12 protein-coding genes are annotated in these 16,282 nt (G+C 38.8%); all 12 read left to right on the top strand.

Annotated features, from left to right (window positions below):
* The first annotated feature begins 75 nt into the window (after window positions 1–75).
* Window positions 76–2,040, top strand: a complete 1,965-nt coding sequence (locus J2Z32_RS07245; protein WP_210088513.1) for a stalk domain-containing protein — start codon at window positions 76–78, stop codon at window positions 2,038–2,040.
* A 436-nt stretch (window positions 2,041–2,476) separates the two neighbouring features.
* The gene (alaS, locus tag J2Z32_RS07240; RefSeq protein ID WP_210088512.1) at window positions 2,477–5,104 is read left to right on the top strand and encodes an alanine--tRNA ligase; all 2,628 of its coding nucleotides are present in this window, start codon (window positions 2,477–2,479) and stop codon (window positions 5,102–5,104) included.
* A gap of 122 nt (window positions 5,105–5,226) precedes the next feature.
* The gene (locus J2Z32_RS07235; protein ID WP_210088511.1) at window positions 5,227–5,487 is read left to right on the top strand and encodes an IreB family regulatory phosphoprotein; all 261 of its coding nucleotides are present in this window, start codon (window positions 5,227–5,229) and stop codon (window positions 5,485–5,487) included.
* A 10-nt stretch (window positions 5,488–5,497) separates the two neighbouring features.
* Complete coding sequence (ruvX, locus tag J2Z32_RS07230) at window positions 5,498–5,914, top strand: Holliday junction resolvase RuvX (protein WP_210088510.1); 417 nt, start codon at window positions 5,498–5,500, stop codon at window positions 5,912–5,914.
* Window positions 5,915–5,926: 12 nt separating this feature from the next.
* Entirely contained in the window at window positions 5,927–6,238 is a 312-nt protein-coding gene (locus J2Z32_RS07225; protein WP_210088509.1) for a DUF1292 domain-containing protein, read from the top strand.
* Window positions 6,231–6,533: a DUF1292 domain-containing protein gene (locus J2Z32_RS07220; RefSeq protein ID WP_210088508.1), complete on the top strand. Its 303-nt coding sequence runs from the start codon at window positions 6,231–6,233 to the stop codon at window positions 6,531–6,533. The genes J2Z32_RS07225 and J2Z32_RS07220 overlap by 8 nt, the downstream gene beginning before the upstream one ends.
* Window positions 6,534–6,614: 81 nt before the next feature.
* Window positions 6,615–7,667, top strand: a complete 1,053-nt coding sequence (mltG, locus tag J2Z32_RS07215) for an endolytic transglycosylase MltG (RefSeq protein WP_210088507.1) — start codon at window positions 6,615–6,617, stop codon at window positions 7,665–7,667.
* Window positions 7,668–7,978: 311 nt separating this feature from the next.
* Window positions 7,979–8,914, top strand: coding sequence for a peptidase U32 family protein (locus J2Z32_RS07210; RefSeq protein ID WP_210088506.1), 936 nt, complete (start codon window positions 7,979–7,981; stop codon window positions 8,912–8,914).
* Between the two features lie 20 nt (window positions 8,915–8,934).
* On the top strand, window positions 8,935–10,203 hold the full coding sequence (locus tag J2Z32_RS07205) for a peptidase U32 family protein (protein WP_210088505.1): 1,269 nt from the start codon (window positions 8,935–8,937) through the stop codon (window positions 10,201–10,203).
* A 244-nt stretch (window positions 10,204–10,447) separates the two neighbouring features.
* Window positions 10,448–12,667 (top strand): methyl-accepting chemotaxis protein, encoded by a 2,220-nt coding sequence (locus J2Z32_RS07200; RefSeq protein ID WP_245251275.1) that lies wholly within the window; start codon window positions 10,448–10,450, stop codon window positions 12,665–12,667.
* A gap of 213 nt (window positions 12,668–12,880) precedes the next feature.
* Window positions 12,881–14,650 (top strand): peptidoglycan D,D-transpeptidase FtsI family protein, encoded by a 1,770-nt coding sequence (locus J2Z32_RS07195; protein ID WP_245251274.1) that lies wholly within the window; start codon window positions 12,881–12,883, stop codon window positions 14,648–14,650.
* Window positions 14,651–14,736: 86 nt separating this feature from the next.
* Window positions 14,737–16,185, top strand: a complete 1,449-nt coding sequence (locus J2Z32_RS07190) for a polysaccharide deacetylase family protein (RefSeq protein ID WP_210088504.1) — start codon at window positions 14,737–14,739, stop codon at window positions 16,183–16,185.
* The last annotated feature ends 97 nt before the right edge of the window (window positions 16,186–16,282 follow it).

The raw sequence follows: 16,282 nt of genomic DNA, 5'->3' as shown, positions 1-16,282 counted from the left end.
ATAAAAATTTCATTCCCTTTTTAAGGAAAATACCTGAGAATAGACAGGTATGACTAAATCAAGGGGAATGAGAATATGAAAATAAGAAAAAAAAGCGGTATTGCCTTACTTGTATTTTGTATGCTTAGTAGCTTGTTAGTGGGAATGGGGACGGCATTTGGGTCTAGCACAGATGGGAAAATCATTGATGTGATTAACCGCAATCATTATTTAATGGAGGACGGTTCCATTTGGACCACAAGTTTTGATGGGCCTGTACATGATACAGGAAGTTATAAGGGAATTGGAGGGAATCCTAGTAGTGGTGAGGGGTTATTTGCCTGGACAGAAGATGGAAATCTTGCAAACTGGAATGCTAATTCTGAACATTCAATTAAATTAACTAAAGTAAGTGGCATCAAAAAAATTAATGGTGATATTATTATTAATAATGATGGAACCATTTCTGGTGTAGTTGGTAAAATGAAAGAAATTAAAGATGTTATTGATGCTGATATGTATGAAGAAAAAGTTGCTGTACTTTTAGCTTCTGGGGATATATGGTTTGCCGAAAATTATACATCTAAGCCTCGTAAGATTGGACATGTTGAGCAAGCGGTTGAAATTAAACTAGGGGATGTTAATACTGCAGTACTCAAAAAAAATGGAACGATAACGTTACTAGATATGCTTACTGACGATGCTCCACGTGAAGTAGGCAGTAATATTACCTCTTTTGTTCGGGATAACAAATCTAATTTGATTGCTATTCATCAAAATGGAACGGTATGGAGTTATAGTCGACAAAAGAAATATGTAGCAGAGCAAATAAGTGAGTTGTCAAATATTGTTAAGCTAGTGAGTTCAACGAATGAACTATTTGCTCAATCAAAAGATGGTTTATGGGTGGGCTATGACTATCAGAAGGGTGCAATTACTCCATTGACACCTCCTAAGTTATCTAAATTGACATTACAGCCATCTTCTAAGGAAGCGTCAATCGGCTCATCTATAGACTTGAATGTAATGGAGACTTACTCCAATGGCTATGAGCTATTACGTCAACCGAAAGATAACGAATTAAAAATTGAAAAGCCTGAGATAGCACAATGGCAGGCGAATGATCCTGTAAAATTGCTTGCAAAAGGTATGGGAAGTACAACTGTCAGCCTTGAAACTAATGGGATGAGTTCTAGCTTTACCTTTAATGTATCAAATAATCAAAAACTGACTGGTGCTGTTTTGCTAGATGGTGTCTCCTACTTACCTATAGAAGGTGTATTTAAAGCACTAGGCGCAGTTGCGAATGTTGACAAAGCGTTAATAAAAATTCAGTTAGGAGAAACAAAGATCGTATTGCAAATTGGTAGCATCGTAGCAGATATAGATGGAACAAAGGTAACACTTAAAGGTAAGGTTCAGGTTAAAAATGGAAAAATTTTGTTCCCAGCAGCATTACTTACTGAATTGAAGTTAGGAACATTTACTTGGAATGCCAAGCTTCAACAAGGAGAATTAGTGATTGGTAATGCGAAGCTTGTAATTCAATCTGAAGAAACAGCGAAAATTGTTAAAAAGTCTGAATTAGGAAGTTTAGCTAAGTATATTGGAAAAAGCTATTGGGTAAACAATTTCTATTATGGTGGCGAACGCTTCAGCAAAGTTACAATCAAAGATATTAACGTAACGATAAGTGAGCAAGATCAGAGAACCTATGAGGTTATTTTCCAAGGTGCAAAAGGTAAAATATACGAACCTTATGCAGTAGGGACAACTTCAAATGTGATTGATACATTAAACGATTCAAACCAATTACTAACTTATGATCCTTATAAAAAATATAAATGGTCAAATGCAGTTTGGAATAAGATCAAACAAAATAAAGTAAGCTTTGGGATGAATACTACACAAGTTCAATTCGCCTGGGGACATCCGACCTCGATCTCAAAAAAATCGGTTAAAAATAAAGGAACAGTTGAGGTCTGGGTATACGGCAATAAAAATTTGGATTTTAAAATTGTGACTTTCGCCAATGGTAAGGTTATTCAATTTACTAATTAAGTAAGGATGACCTTGACTAAAGACGATCAAGCTATAAGGAAGCGATTAAATCACCATCAAATACATTGACAGGCCCATGTTGTGCCTTATATACTTGAATTAATTTGTCTATAAAACAAAATCGGTGATGAAATAAAGTAAGTTTTAGACGGTTTTTAAAGAGACGGGTTTCCGTTGTGCTTATATTTTAACGATAAAATAAAGTACATAGGCTGAAAGAAACCTGATGATCGCTTAAGCTGAATGCTAATTTCAGAGTGTGAATGCTAAATTCAACGGGTTGCCACCGTTATCGGGCTTTCAAGGAGATCGCGATAAGCAAAAGTTATGAATAATTAGCTTGCAAAATGGCGATAACCAGGGTGGTACCGCGATTGATTTCGTCCCTGATTTTCAGGGACTTTTTTGCGTTTTTTTAATTTTAGGAGGGTTAACGATGAAATCGAATCAGATTCGTGAAAAATGGTTGCAGTTTTTTGAAGGAAAAGGACACAAAATTGAGCCAAGTGCTTCTTTAGTTCCGCACGACGATCCTTCTTTGTTATGGATTAGTGCTGGAATGGCACCACTAAAGGTTTACTTTGATGGACGAGTGAAGCCTGAAAACCCGCGGTTAGCGAATGCTCAAAAGTGTATTCGTACAACGGATATTGAAAACGTAGGGAAAACACGACGTCACCATACCTTTTTTGAAATGTTAGGTAATTTCTCTTTTGGTGATTATTTTAAAGAAGAAGCAATTACATGGGCATGGGAGTTTTTGACTGGAAAAGATTGGATTGGTTTTGATCCAGAGCGCTTATCCGTGACTGTATACCCTGAAGATGAGGAAGCATTTAAGCTGTGGAATGAAAAGGTTGGTTTGCCAGCAGAGCGTATCATTAAGCTACAGGATAATTTCTGGGATATTGGCGAAGGACCATGTGGACCATGTTCAGAGATTTTTTACGATCGTGGTGAAGCTTATGGTTCTGATATGTCTGATCCTGAGATGTATCCAGGTGGGGAAAATGAGCGTTATCTTGAAGTGTGGAACCTTGTATTCACTCAATTTAATCATAATAAAGATGGTAGCTACACACCACTTCCAAATAAAAATATTGATACTGGTGCAGGTCTTGAACGTTTTGCTTCTATATTACAGGACGTTAATTCTAATTTTGATACAGATTTATTCCAACCGATCATTCAGCAAACAGCGAAGCTTGCTAACGTGACCTATGGAACAAATGAAGAAATAGATGTAGCTTTAAAGGTTATTGCGGACCATATTCGTACCGTCGTGTTTGCTGTCGCAGATGGTGTATTGCCCTCAAATGAAGGACGAGGTTATGTAATCAGACGTTTACTCCGCCGTGCAGTACGTTATGGGAAAGTATTAGGACTAGACAAGCCATTTATGTATGACCTTGTAGATGTAGTGGGTGTCATTATGGGTAACCACTATAGTGATGTGTTAACGAAACGTGATTTTATTGTGAAGGTTGTACTAGCGGAAGAAGAGCGTTTCCATGAAACATTAAGCGATGGACTTACTATTCTTGCTACGATTGCGGAAGAAGCAAAAGCAGAGGGCCGTACAGTACTGACAGGGGTAGAAAGCTTTAAGTTATATGATACTTATGGTTTCCCACTAGATTTAACCGAGGACTTTGCTGCTGAGCATGGCTTAACGGTGGATCATGAAGGCTTTGAACAGGAAATGGAAGCACAACGTGAACGTGGTAGAGGTGCAAGTAATAAAGGCGGTAGCATGGCGGTTCAAGGGGGTGTATTATCCGACTTTACGACTAAAACGTCATTTGTTGGATATAATGAGCTTGTTCAGACTACTACAATTGTAGCGATTATTGCGGATGATCAGTTTGTGGAAACATTATCTGCGGGTCAGCAAGGACAAATTATTTTGGATGTGACTCCGTTTTATGCGGAGAGTGGTGGTCAAGTAAGCGATGCTGGCCATATTCATGGCGAGCAAGGTAGTGCAGAAGTGCAAGGCTTGTTTAAAGCACCACATGGTCAATTTGTTCATCATGTTGTCGTGACATCTGGAGAGCTGGTGAAGGGCGCAACGGTAACTGCTCGTGTAGATGAAAGCAATCGAAGCAAAATCGAAAAAAACCACTCTGCAACACATTTGCTGCATAAAGCATTAAAGGAAACGTTAGGCGAGCATGTCAATCAAGCAGGTTCATTAGTAGATAGTCAACGTCTGCGTTTTGACTTCTCCCATCTTGGCAGTATTTCGGATGAAGAATTGGCTATCATTGAGAAACGTGTGAATGAGCAGATTTGGAATGCTTTACCGATCATGATCGACAATAAGCCAATTGATGAAGCGAAGGCGTTAGGAGCTATGGCGCTATTTGGTGAAAAATATGGTGATATTGTACGTGTTGTGCAAATGGGTGGCTATAGCCTTGAATTGTGTGGGGGTTGTCATGTCAATAACACTTCAGAAATTGGTTTGTTTAAGCTAATTAGTGAAAGTGGTATTGGTTCAGGTGTACGCCGAATTGAAGCCGTGACAGGCCAAGGTGCTTACGAGTTTATGGATAGTCAGCTTGAATTGCTGAAGGTATCGGCAGGTCTTCTTAAGAGTCATGTGCAGGATGTTCCTAAACGAATCGAAGGCTTGTACCAGCAATTAAAGGAATTAAGTAGAGAAAATGAATCACTTCAAGCTAAGCTAAGTAACATTGAGGCAGGTCAGCTTACAGATCAGGTAACACAAGTAGGCAATACGAAGTTGCTTGCAGCTAAGGTTGACGTTAATCATATGGATGCTTTACGTGGGCTTGCAGATGAATTAAAGGTGAAGTTACCTGATGTTGTATTAGTGTTAGGTGCCGTGATGGAGGATAAAGTTAACTTTGTTGTTGCTGTTCCTGCTGAGGATATCAAGCGAGGACTACATGCAGGTAAATTAGTTAAGGAAGTCGCTAGTGTTTGTGGTGGAGGCGGAGGCGGACGCCCTGATATGGCACAAGCAGGTGGTAAAGATATAAGTAAGTTAAATGAAGCGCTTGCTAAAGCTTCAGAACTACTGTCAGTACTGGAATAATGGATCTAATTTAATGTGCTGAGAAATTTCCTTATTGTCCGTTAGATATGGTATAGTATGGGTATAGATCCGCTATACAGTAGTAGCAGGTGCTTAGGTCTCAAAAGAAATGAGGTGTCGTCATGGACTCTATGGATAAAACTGTAAAGTTTAATGTCAAGGGTGATGAACATCAGGTCTCGTCACAAGAAATTTTGCTTACGGTATATGGTGCACTGCAAGAAAAGGATTATCACCCTGTAAATCAGATTGTAGGTTATCTATTATCTGGTGATCCGGCGTATATTCCGCGTCATAACAACGCAAGAAGCTTGATTGGCAAGAAAGAGCGTGACGAATTGATAGAAGAGCTAGTAAGGTTTTACATGGCTAATCACCGTTAGGAGCGTTGGAATGAAGATTTTAGGTCTAGATTATGGAGACCGCCGCATTGGAGTCTCTATTAGTGATGACCTTGGTTGGACAGCTCAAGGGCTTGAGGTGATTGAGCGTCGCAAGGAAGGGCAAGATCTACTGCGGATTGCAGAGCTAGTGAAGCAATATGAGGTAGAGGAAATTGTAGTAGGCTTACCCAAAAATATGAATGGAACTATTGGTCCACGTGGTGAATTGTGTCAAGCCTTTGCCAGTGAGCTAAGTGAAAAACTCCAGTTACCTATTCATCTATGGGATGAGCGTCTAAGTACAGTAGCTGCAGAGCGTACATTGCTTGAAGCAGATGTAAGTCGTAAGAAACGCAAAGGTGTCGTGGATAAATTAGCGGCGGCATTGATATTACAAAACTATTTGGACTCTAAGAGTAAAAAGTGAGGGTGATCGCATATGACGAACGAACGTAATCATGTAGAAGAACCGGAAATTATTTATATTCCTGATGAGGAAGGAAATGAAGAGGAATTCGAAGTAATTATGAAGTTCGAAGTGGACGGTTCTGATAACAAGTATATGATGGTCGTTCCTTTAGAGCCTGAAAGCTCTGATGAGGAAAGCGAAGAGGTATACGCATTTCGTTATGAAGAAGATGGCGATGACCTTAAATTATACACGATCGATAGTGATGAAGAGTGGGAGATCGTAGAAGAAACGTTTAATACCTTGATTGATGAGTTTGATGGAGAAGCTGACCATGACTGAGTATATAGCAAGTAATGTCGTCTTTACGACAAAGGTTAAGGATGCAATCGGTACGACACTTGAGCTTACAGATGAAGGTGGAAAGCCTTCCTATTATGTACTTGAACAGGAATTTGATATCGCTGGCAAATCCTATGCTGTTTTAGTTAGTGATGAGCCGTCTAGTAATCAGGAGCCTGAAATATTTCAAGTGGTCCAAAATGATGAAGGCCAATTAGAATTAGTTACGATTGATGATGACGAAGAGTGGGAAAATATTAGTGAGCTTTATGACGAGCTAACATTTTCTGAATAAGTAATAAGGTTGTAAAGTCTTATAGATCGGTCTAGGAGGGGCGGGACAACCGCCCTTTTTGGCTGTTAAGGAGGTTAATACTTGAAGAAGGTGTGGAGATGGATACTAAGTATCCTATTACTATTTGTAATTGGAATTGGGGCTATAGCAGGGTGGGCTTATTACGGCATGCAGCCTGTCGCTTCCTCAGATCAAGCTGTACAAATTGAAATTAAATCAGGTACAGGTAGTGCTACGATTGCGGATAAACTTCAACAAGAAGGACTTATCAAATCTTCTTTTTTGTTTAAAGGATATTTAAAGGTAAAATCGCAAGGAAGTCATTTTCAGGCTGGTGTATATCAATTTAAACCTGGTGTCACATATCAGGAAATTATAGCGAAGCTAAATGCAGGAGAAGTTGTTGAAAAAGAAATGATCCGCTTCACGATTCCAGAAGGCTTCACAGTGGCACAAATTGGGGTCAAGCTTGCACAAGAAGGTTTTGTTGATCAAAAAAGCTTTAAAGAACTTGTGAAAACAGGAAAAGGTTTTACTGGAAATTTAGTACAAGCTATCCCTAATAGTTCAAATTTGATGTATACTTTGGAAGGGTATCTGTTCCCTGAAACGTACGAAATGAAAAAAGGCAGTACAGATCAAGAAATTATTGAACGTATGCTTGCAGAGACACAAAAAAGATTAGACAGCATTGTTGATTTAGATGCAAAATTAAAGCAACAAAATTTAACTTTAAATGAAATGATGACGTTGGCTTCTTTGATTGAGCGTGAGGTTGTTGTGGATTCTGAACGCAGTAAGGTTGCAGGTGTCATATATAACCGTCTGGCTAAAGATATGAAGCTAGAAATCGATGCAACGGTTCAATATTTGCTTGAGAAACCAAAGGAACGTTTATATAATTCAGATTTAAGACGTACAGACAGTCCTTACAACACTTATTTATATGCAGGGTTACCTCCAGGTCCAATTGCAGCACCAAGCATGAAATCGATTGAGGCGGCACTTGCTCCGGAAAGCTCTGATTATTTATTTTATGTTACTAAAAAGGACGGCAGTGGCGAGCATTTATTCGCTAAAACCTATAAGGAGCATTTAAATAATATTGAAAAAAGTAAGGCAATGGCTAAATAGTGTGTGAATTAAGCTTAATAAAGGTTGCTCTATTAGAAATCAGTGCTTGACAACGTTTGGAGGTTAGAGACTACGATACAGAGAGTTCTTACGATCGTTGTTAAAACCAGATTCCTTTGAATGGAGATCTATAGTTAGATCCAGAATCTCTCTGTCTCTTCGCTAATGTGGCTGGGCTGTCAAGGACTGATTTTAGATTGAGCCACGAAAATTATTAAGCTTAATGGGCATATATCCTCAGGTTAGTAAAGCCAAGCTTAATTAGATAGGTTCAATATAGAAAATGTTAACGTGTTGAAGGAGAAAGACGCATGAAAAAAACAATAGAATTACTTGCACCCGCAGGGTCATTAGAAGATATCAAGCAATACATGGACGCAGGGGCAACTGCGGTATTAATTGGCTCCTCCCCTTATGGTATGAGATTGCCTAATGATTTTGTGTTAGAAGAGATAGAGGATGCTGTGAAGGTTGTGCATGAACGTGAAGGGAAAATTTACGTAAGTGTAACCAACTTTGTAGACCATGAAATATTACCTGCTTTGACACAATACATTAAACAAATTGCTGCTTATGGTGTTGATGGCATTCAATTTGGTGATCCAGCCGTACTTAAAGTAGTGCGTGAGGTGGCTCCTCAGTTAAAGCTACATTGGAATGCGGAGATGACTTCTACCAACTATTCAACAGCTAACTTTTGGGGTAAGCAAGGCGCTACGCGTGTCGTATTAGCAAGAGAATTAAACATGGAAGAAATTACAGGCATGTATCCGAATTTGGAGCTTGAAGCAGAGGTACAGGTACATGGCATGACTAATATTTATCATTCTAAACGTCGTTTAGTACGTAGCTATATGTCCCATCAAGGTCGTGAATTTCCTGAGGGAGAGGATACAAGCAAGCAACGTGGTTTGTTTTTAGTGGAAGAGGAACGTCCTGGTGAACAATTCCCAATTTACGAGGATGAAACCGGCACGCATATTATGAGTTCAGATGATATATGCATTTTGGAAGATTTACATGTTTTAATGGCAGCGGGGATTCCAAGCTTTAGAATTGAAACCATGTTAAAGCCACAGAGCTACAATGTTGTTGTGATCGCAGCGTATCGTAAAGCGATGGATTGTTATTTTAATGATCCTGACAACTATGAGTTTAACGAAGCATGGTTAGATGAAATTCGGAACGTACAGGACCCTCATCGTGAGTTGTCCTTTGGATTTTTTTATAAAGAACAAGTTTATTAATTTTTTCGAGGTGAACAAAGGTGCAAACAGCGACAAAAAGTAAAGCAAAATATGTAGGCAAACGTTATCGATTGGACAAGCCAGAGCTGCTCGCTCCAGCAGGAAATCTTGAAAAATTAAAATTTGCAGTCCACTATGGAGCTGATGCCGTTTATATCGGTGGACAAAAATATGGTCTAAGATCTAATGCGGATAATTTTAGCTTTGAAGAGATGGCTGAAGGTGTTGAATTTGCTAAAAAATACGGCGCTAAGGTGTTCGTAACGACAAATATTTATGCGCATAACGAGGATATCGACGGAATTGAGGACTATTTAAAGGAGCTACGCAAGGCAGGGATTGCGGCGATTATTACAGCGGACCCTACGATTGTTGATATTGCATTGCATAAGGTGCCCGAAATTGAAGTGCATTTAAGTACACAGCAATCTACAATGAACTGGCAAGCGGTAAGCTTCTGGAAAGAGCTTGGTTTACCACGTGTGGTATTAGGGCGTGAAACTAGCTTTGAAGAAATTCAAGAGATTAAACAAAAAGTAGATATTGAGATTGAAGCCTTTATACATGGTGCAATGTGCTCCTCCTATTCTGGACGTTGTGTATTATCGAACCATTTTACAGATCGAGATAGCAACCGTGGTGGATGTTGTCAATCGTGCCGTTGGAAATATGATTTATTTGAAGGTGCAGTAGAGGAAGAAGCAAATCCCTTATTTGAGCCTGAGGATAATCCGTTTACAATGGGCTCCAAGGATTTATGTATGATTCATCACATCCCAGAACTTGTTGATGTAGGGATCGATAGCTTTAAAATTGAAGGTAGAATGAAGTCTATTCATTATGTCGCTAGCGTTGTAAATGCTTATCGTCAAGCAATTGATGCTTACATGGAGGACCCAGAGCATTATGAGCTCAAGCAGGAATGGGTAGATGAAATTAATAAAGCAGCTAGCCGACCTCTTAACACTGGTTTCTTCAATGATACACCAGATCATGAGGATCATATTTATGAGCCAGAAGAAAAAGTGATTCCTTATGATTTTGCAGGACTAGTTCTTGATTATGATGAAGCAACAGGTAGAGCATTAATTGAGCAAAGAAATCATTTTAAGCCAGGAACAGAGGTTGAGTTTTTTGGTCCAGGAGGTCGCTTCTTTAAACAAACAGTTGGACAAATATGGGATGAAAAGGGGAATGAGCTTGATGTTGCTCGTCACCCACTACAACGTATCCAAATGAAAGTAGATCAGCCTGTTGCTTATTTTGATATGATGAGAAAAAAGAAATAATTGTCGAAAAAAATAAATAGCAGGATTCCTGAATTGTAGTTCGGGAGTCCTGTTTTTATGTTTTTTTAAGTTTTAGGTCTTTAAGCTTAAAAGATAACAAAGAATTTGCCGATATAGATAGAGGAATATATTAACTTTTGTCGAATTGCATAATGTGATGGGAAAACGCTTTACTGACAGTAATTAACATGACTCAGAGCCTAGGTAATGAGCGTGCGAATATTAAAATGGGTAGGTGTTTAGTATGAGTCTAGGTCCAAAGAAAGGTTTCAAAACAGAGAAAACGAAACAGAAGGGAGAGCAGCAGGCAGGAGTTAATAAGCTTAAGACATTTCCATCAAAAATAGTTAAAAAAGTAACTTCTTATAATTATAAGAAATTGTTTTCAGGTAAATTTGCAAAAAAATCATTTAATTTTATGAAGGAAAGTACGAAAGATGTAAAATGGGCAGATCCAAGAAAATCAGTGGGTATCCGTCTATTTCTTATATTTTTTGTAGCTATTATGTTTTTTGTATTATCGATCGGGATCATTTCGTATCAAATGGCTAAAAGCACGATTGAAGATAATGCAGAAAAAGCAAATCTTGCTACCGTAACTCAGACAGCCCAGAAGCTGGATATCATTTTCGAAAAATTTCAAGATAATATACAGCAGATGTTTTTAGATGATGAAATGCAAAAAGCGATTATGGATTTGGCGTTAACAACATCGACAGAATATGACAAGTTTACCGCAACGACAAAAATGAGAACTCGTTTGAACGCGCTTACTTTTTCAACAAAAGGGATTTCAGGTATTTATTTAGTTGCAGATGATCCCAATTTCACTAGCGTGACTTCAGGTGCAGTAGATCAAAATTTCCTTGAAACCATTCATGATCAAAGTTGGTTTAAAGAGTTGTCCAAATCGTCCAAAATTGTATGGATAAATGTTCCAGAAGCAAAAGGAACACCTGTATTTCGTTTAGCTCGTTCTGTTCAAAGTGTAAACACGATGAAACGTTTTGTATTAGTTGCAGATCTCAACCTAGATATTTTAAAAGGATATCTACAAGAGCTTCAAATGGGTGAAGGAGCTAAGGTTCAGATTTTAGCGTCTGATAACGTAATCGTTGCTTCTTCCGTAAAAGATGAAGAAGGGAAACCTTCAGAATTTGATATTAGCAAAGCAGTTGAGCAAAAGCTTGAAAGCACTAAAACTAAAAATGCAAAAGGTGAATCTGTTCTTGCCGTATTTAAGGAGCAAGCAACGTCGGGCTGGAAACTTCTTGGCAGTATCCCAACAGCAGAGCTAACGAAAGATGCAAGAGGCATCTTACTAACTACATATATTTCAGCGGGTGTTGTCGCAATTATTGCTATTTTAATCGGGATGTGGATGGTCAATATGATTGGGCGTCCGTTAGTTAAATTAAAGGATTTAATGGAAGAAGGCGCAAAGGGGAACTTAAATGTTCGTATGGTGGTTACCTCTAAAGATGAAATTGGGCAACTGACTGGCAGCTTTAATGTAATGATGGAGCAAATTACTACGCTAGTAGAGCAAACCAATCACTCTGCGCAAGATGTGTTAGAAACAGCAACAGAACTTACAGATGCCTCTAATAAGACGGCGATGTCTGCGAAGGAAATTGCAATCGCAACAGAAGAAATTGCGAACGGTGCTACAAGTTTGGCAAATGAAGCTGAACGTGGGAACGAGTTGGCGGATAACATTGGTCGTCAAATGGAAAAAGTGATTCAAGCGAACAAAGAAATGTCTACTTCTGCACATGAGGTAGAGCAATCTAGTCAGCTTGGAACAAAGTATTTGGATGGATTACTAAATAAAACAAATACGACAGTTGACATCATTCAAGCGTTAACCGATAAGGTGAATACGCTAAAAACAAGCACTTCTTCTGTTATGAAGGTACTTGATGTGATGCAAAATATTACACAGCAAACCAACATCCTATCGTTAAATGCTACAATCGAAGCAGCACGTGCAGGAGCAGCAGGCAGAGGTTTTATGGTGGTCGCAGATGAAATTCGTCAGCTTGCAGATCAATCCAGAGAATCGATTAAAATGGTAGGCAAAATAACAGATGAAATTAGTACAGAGATGAACCAAACGGTGCAGGCTTTAATGGATGCCAATCCACTGTTTGAAGAGCAAATTGACTCGGTAAAAGAAACAAGTAAAATCTTCATTTCTGTACAGGAAAAAATGGAAGGCTTCGTAAACCATTTAAGTATGGTAACAACCTCTATCGATGAGCTAAATCAATCTCAGGCGGTTATGTCTGAAGCAATGACTAACGTGAGTGCTGTCGCTGAGGAGTCCTCTGCAACGTCCGAAGAGGTTGCATCATTAAGTAATGAGCAAGAGAATATCGGAAATCATTTAGTGAATTTATCTCAAAAATTAGAGCAGGTTTCCGTAGGCTTAAAAGAAACATTATCTAAGTTCACAGTATAAAGGGCGCTCCATAAATTGTATATTTATTAAATTATTTAAACTGCTTTTGTAGTGAAAAACTACGAAAGCAGTTTTTTATTGTCTTGAAGTGACATCGTTTGTGAAATGTAGCTTGAAGTGTAGTGTGAAAGTATATTTTTAAGGACATGCTTGTAATAAAGGATCAAAAATAACGACTAGGGGTTAGCTGGGTTAGAAAGAAGGGACTCTATTTTGCATAGGCTATCATTATTAAGAAAAAAACGCATATTTTATATTCTAATGCTCTTTTTATTTTTATTTCTCATTGTTATTTTTCGATTATTATGGATTCAAACTAGCGCTGGTTGGAAAATTATAAAGCCGAGCACATCTACAATAAATGAGTTAGCTGTTCGTCAACGACAAGAAGGAATTGAGCTTGATTCTGGTAGGGGACATATTGTAGATCGGAATGGAGTTGCCTTGACTGGTGAAGTAGTATGGACACCTGTTTTATTTCCGCTTAAGCAGCTTCCATCTGCTAAGGAGATGAAACGTATTGCTTCTTTGCTGCATACAACGACGGCCAAGCTTCATGAGACATGGGTGCATTTAAAAATACCACAAGCATGGGAAGAGAAGCAGTCTGGTGTTTTTCATGTTAAGCAGGATGAACTTCAGCAATGGCGTAACCTGAAAGGGATTATGGTCTTACCTTATATGAATCGTTATGCTGAAGGATTAAGAGGCAATCAATGGTTGGGTTATTTGGCTGAGCAGCCTGAATTAATAAAATCTCTTGGAATCAAAAATAGAGGGAAAAGGGACTTAAGTGTTTCATTAGGTGCAGCAGGGCTTGAACGTAGCTTTGATTTCTATTTAAGGGCAGCAGAAAAAACAGCGGCCTATTATGCAATAGACGGAAAGGGTAGAGCATTACAAGGGGTAGGAGCAACAATTAAGGGACAACCAAGTAACTATTTACCGCTCGTTGTTCATAGTACGATAGATAATACACTTCAACGTCAAATTGAGCAGTTAACAGAGGAACAGCATATCGAGCAAGGTGCAATTGTTGTACTGGATGCTACTAATGGAGACGTTATTAGTATGGTTTCGCGACCTTTTTATGATCCAAAACGTATTAATTTAGAGCGGGGTGAATGGAGCAATAGTGCGGTGAAAGCCGCTGTGCCAGGTTCGATTTTTAAGACGGTCATTGCTGCTGCCGCTTTAGAGAAAGGAGTAACACAGCCAAACGAAGTATTTCGTTGTAATAGGCAATATGGAAAATACGGTCTGTCCTGCTGGTTACAGGAGGGGCACGGTGAAATTACGCTAGAGGATGGTTATGCTCATTCCTGTAATATTGTTTTTGCAACCTTAGGTGAAAGATTAAGCGAACAGGATATTATGAATACTGCTTATGGGCTTGGGTTAGGCCGAAAAATAGGTTGGCAAGGAAATAACCTACAACAAATTGATCAGGAAGAAGCAGGTGTTATTTTTAAAGCAAAGTTAGCAGATGGTGGTGTACGTGCTCAAACTGCGATTGGTCAAAGAGATGTACAGATTACACCTCTTCAAGCCGCTAATTTAGTAGTGACCTTATTAAATGATGGAAAAGTTGCCGCACCTAGATTAGCATCTGCGATTACCTATAAAGATGGCAGTCACTTTATTGATTTCGAACCAAAGGTAAGAAAAAATGAGCAACAAATATCCATCCGTACAAGCCGTCTACTAGCTTCATGGATGTGCAAGGTAGTTGAAGAGGGCACAGGTCAATCATTACAATCTGCAAAGTGGACACTGGCTGGGAAATCAGGAACAGCACAGGTTACCTACGGTTCGCAGTCTCGTAATCATCATTGGTTTATTGGGTATGGACCTACTGAGAAGCCGCAATATGCCGTTGCTGTTTTGATCAAAAATCAACCTGTTAATGCAAAAAATAAAGCGACCCTGCTATTTAAGGAAACCATGAATATATTAGCGGAGCATTCTAAATTAGTGCGCTAATTTACTTCGAATATGGTAATATAAATAAGATGTTAGGTTTAAGCATGCCAGAGTAAGTAACAAGAGATAAAGAGAGGGACCAGAATATGGAGACTTTGCTTCTGTGGATGTTCTACCTTACGTCACTGTATGCTTTTATACCTGGATTAATTAGTCGCTTGTTTGGTTTTAGAGTATTCCGGAGAGGGGTAAGTAAGGAGCATTTTGCACTTACCTTTGACGATGGACCTGACGCAACTTACACAACACAATTACTTGATTTATTGAAGCGTTACGATGCAAAAGCGACCTTTTTTGTTGTAGGTGCAAATGCGGAGAAGCACCCAGACCTTTTGTCCAGAATGCATGAGGAAGGGCATATGATTGGGGTTCACAATTATATTCACAAGACGAATTGGCTAATGAGTCCTAAAGAGGTTAGAAAGCAAATTCACAGTACAACAAAAATTATACGTGATGTAACAGGAGAGAACACGCACTATTATAGACCACCTTGGGGGATCGTGAATATATTTGATTTTGCTAAGCGAAATGAAACCCAAATTGTATTGTGGTCAGCGATGTTTGGAGATTGGCGATTAAGACTTGGCGCTGATCGTTTATGTAAACGAATGATGAAAAAGCTAAAGGGTGGCGAGGTTTTTTTGCTTCATGATTGTGGGGCCACACTTGGAGCCAACGCTGGTGCTCCTGGTCAAATGCTTATTGCGTTGGAGCGTGTGCTGCGGGAAGCCGAGCAACGCGGTTTAAAGAGCATTCGGATTGATGACTTAATCACCGAAACGGAGCAAACAACCGGTAAAAAAACGTCTCTTTCTTCTTACTTAGAGGAAAAGGCATCGGGTAAAAGAACTTTACCTAAAATGAAAAGATTTGTTGTTTTCTTATGGTTGCTGTGGGAAAAGCTATTTCATTATTTATTTCATTTGAAGTCTACAAATACGGAAGAACCTTTCCTGCATTTTAGAATCAGAACTTATCATGGTGAAACTGTAATGATGAAGGGGACAAGAGACAACGTACCTTTGCAGCATGGGGATAAGGTTATGGAGTTGCATTTTGACAATAAAAAACTATTCCAGATTGGAATGTCCTCAAGAACTTCACTTCAGGTTGCCATTCAAATGATCCGAGGCGTAGAGAAGACCTTGCCTGACCTAGCTAGTTATATTGCACAACATCCTGAATTTGGGGACATCAAAGCTTTATACGGAGTTAGCATGATTAATCGTGGGCCAGAGAAATTTGGATTTACGGTAAGTGAATTGCCTAAAGGATTGTTTGCTAGATCCACTCATATTTATTTGAAATTTTTAATGAGTATTATTCATCCAGACGGCTTCTCAAGAGTGAATAATAAAGAAACAGCACACCAGTTAGAGCCTAAAATGATTATGATGCCAATAGATGTATTATTCCAGAAATATTTAACTGACTCATCTCATTTTCGTTGGTACGATAATCAGCTTCAGCCGGTTGCCGCAACTGAGGAAGAAGAGGAAGCTGTAATGCAAGCTCATTTGCATTTTCGTTAATCCTAAAAACTCCACTTTAATTGTGCAGAAGAAGGTCAATCCTTAGAACTACTGCATTTTAAAGAGGAGTTTTTTGATTGAAATTAATATGGATATA

It is taken from the genome of Paenibacillus turicensis (assembly GCF_017873435.1).
Lineage (GTDB): Bacteria > Bacillota > Bacilli > Paenibacillales > Paenibacillaceae > Fontibacillus > Fontibacillus turicensis.
This window is presented reverse-complemented; position numbering and strand designations above follow the sequence as displayed.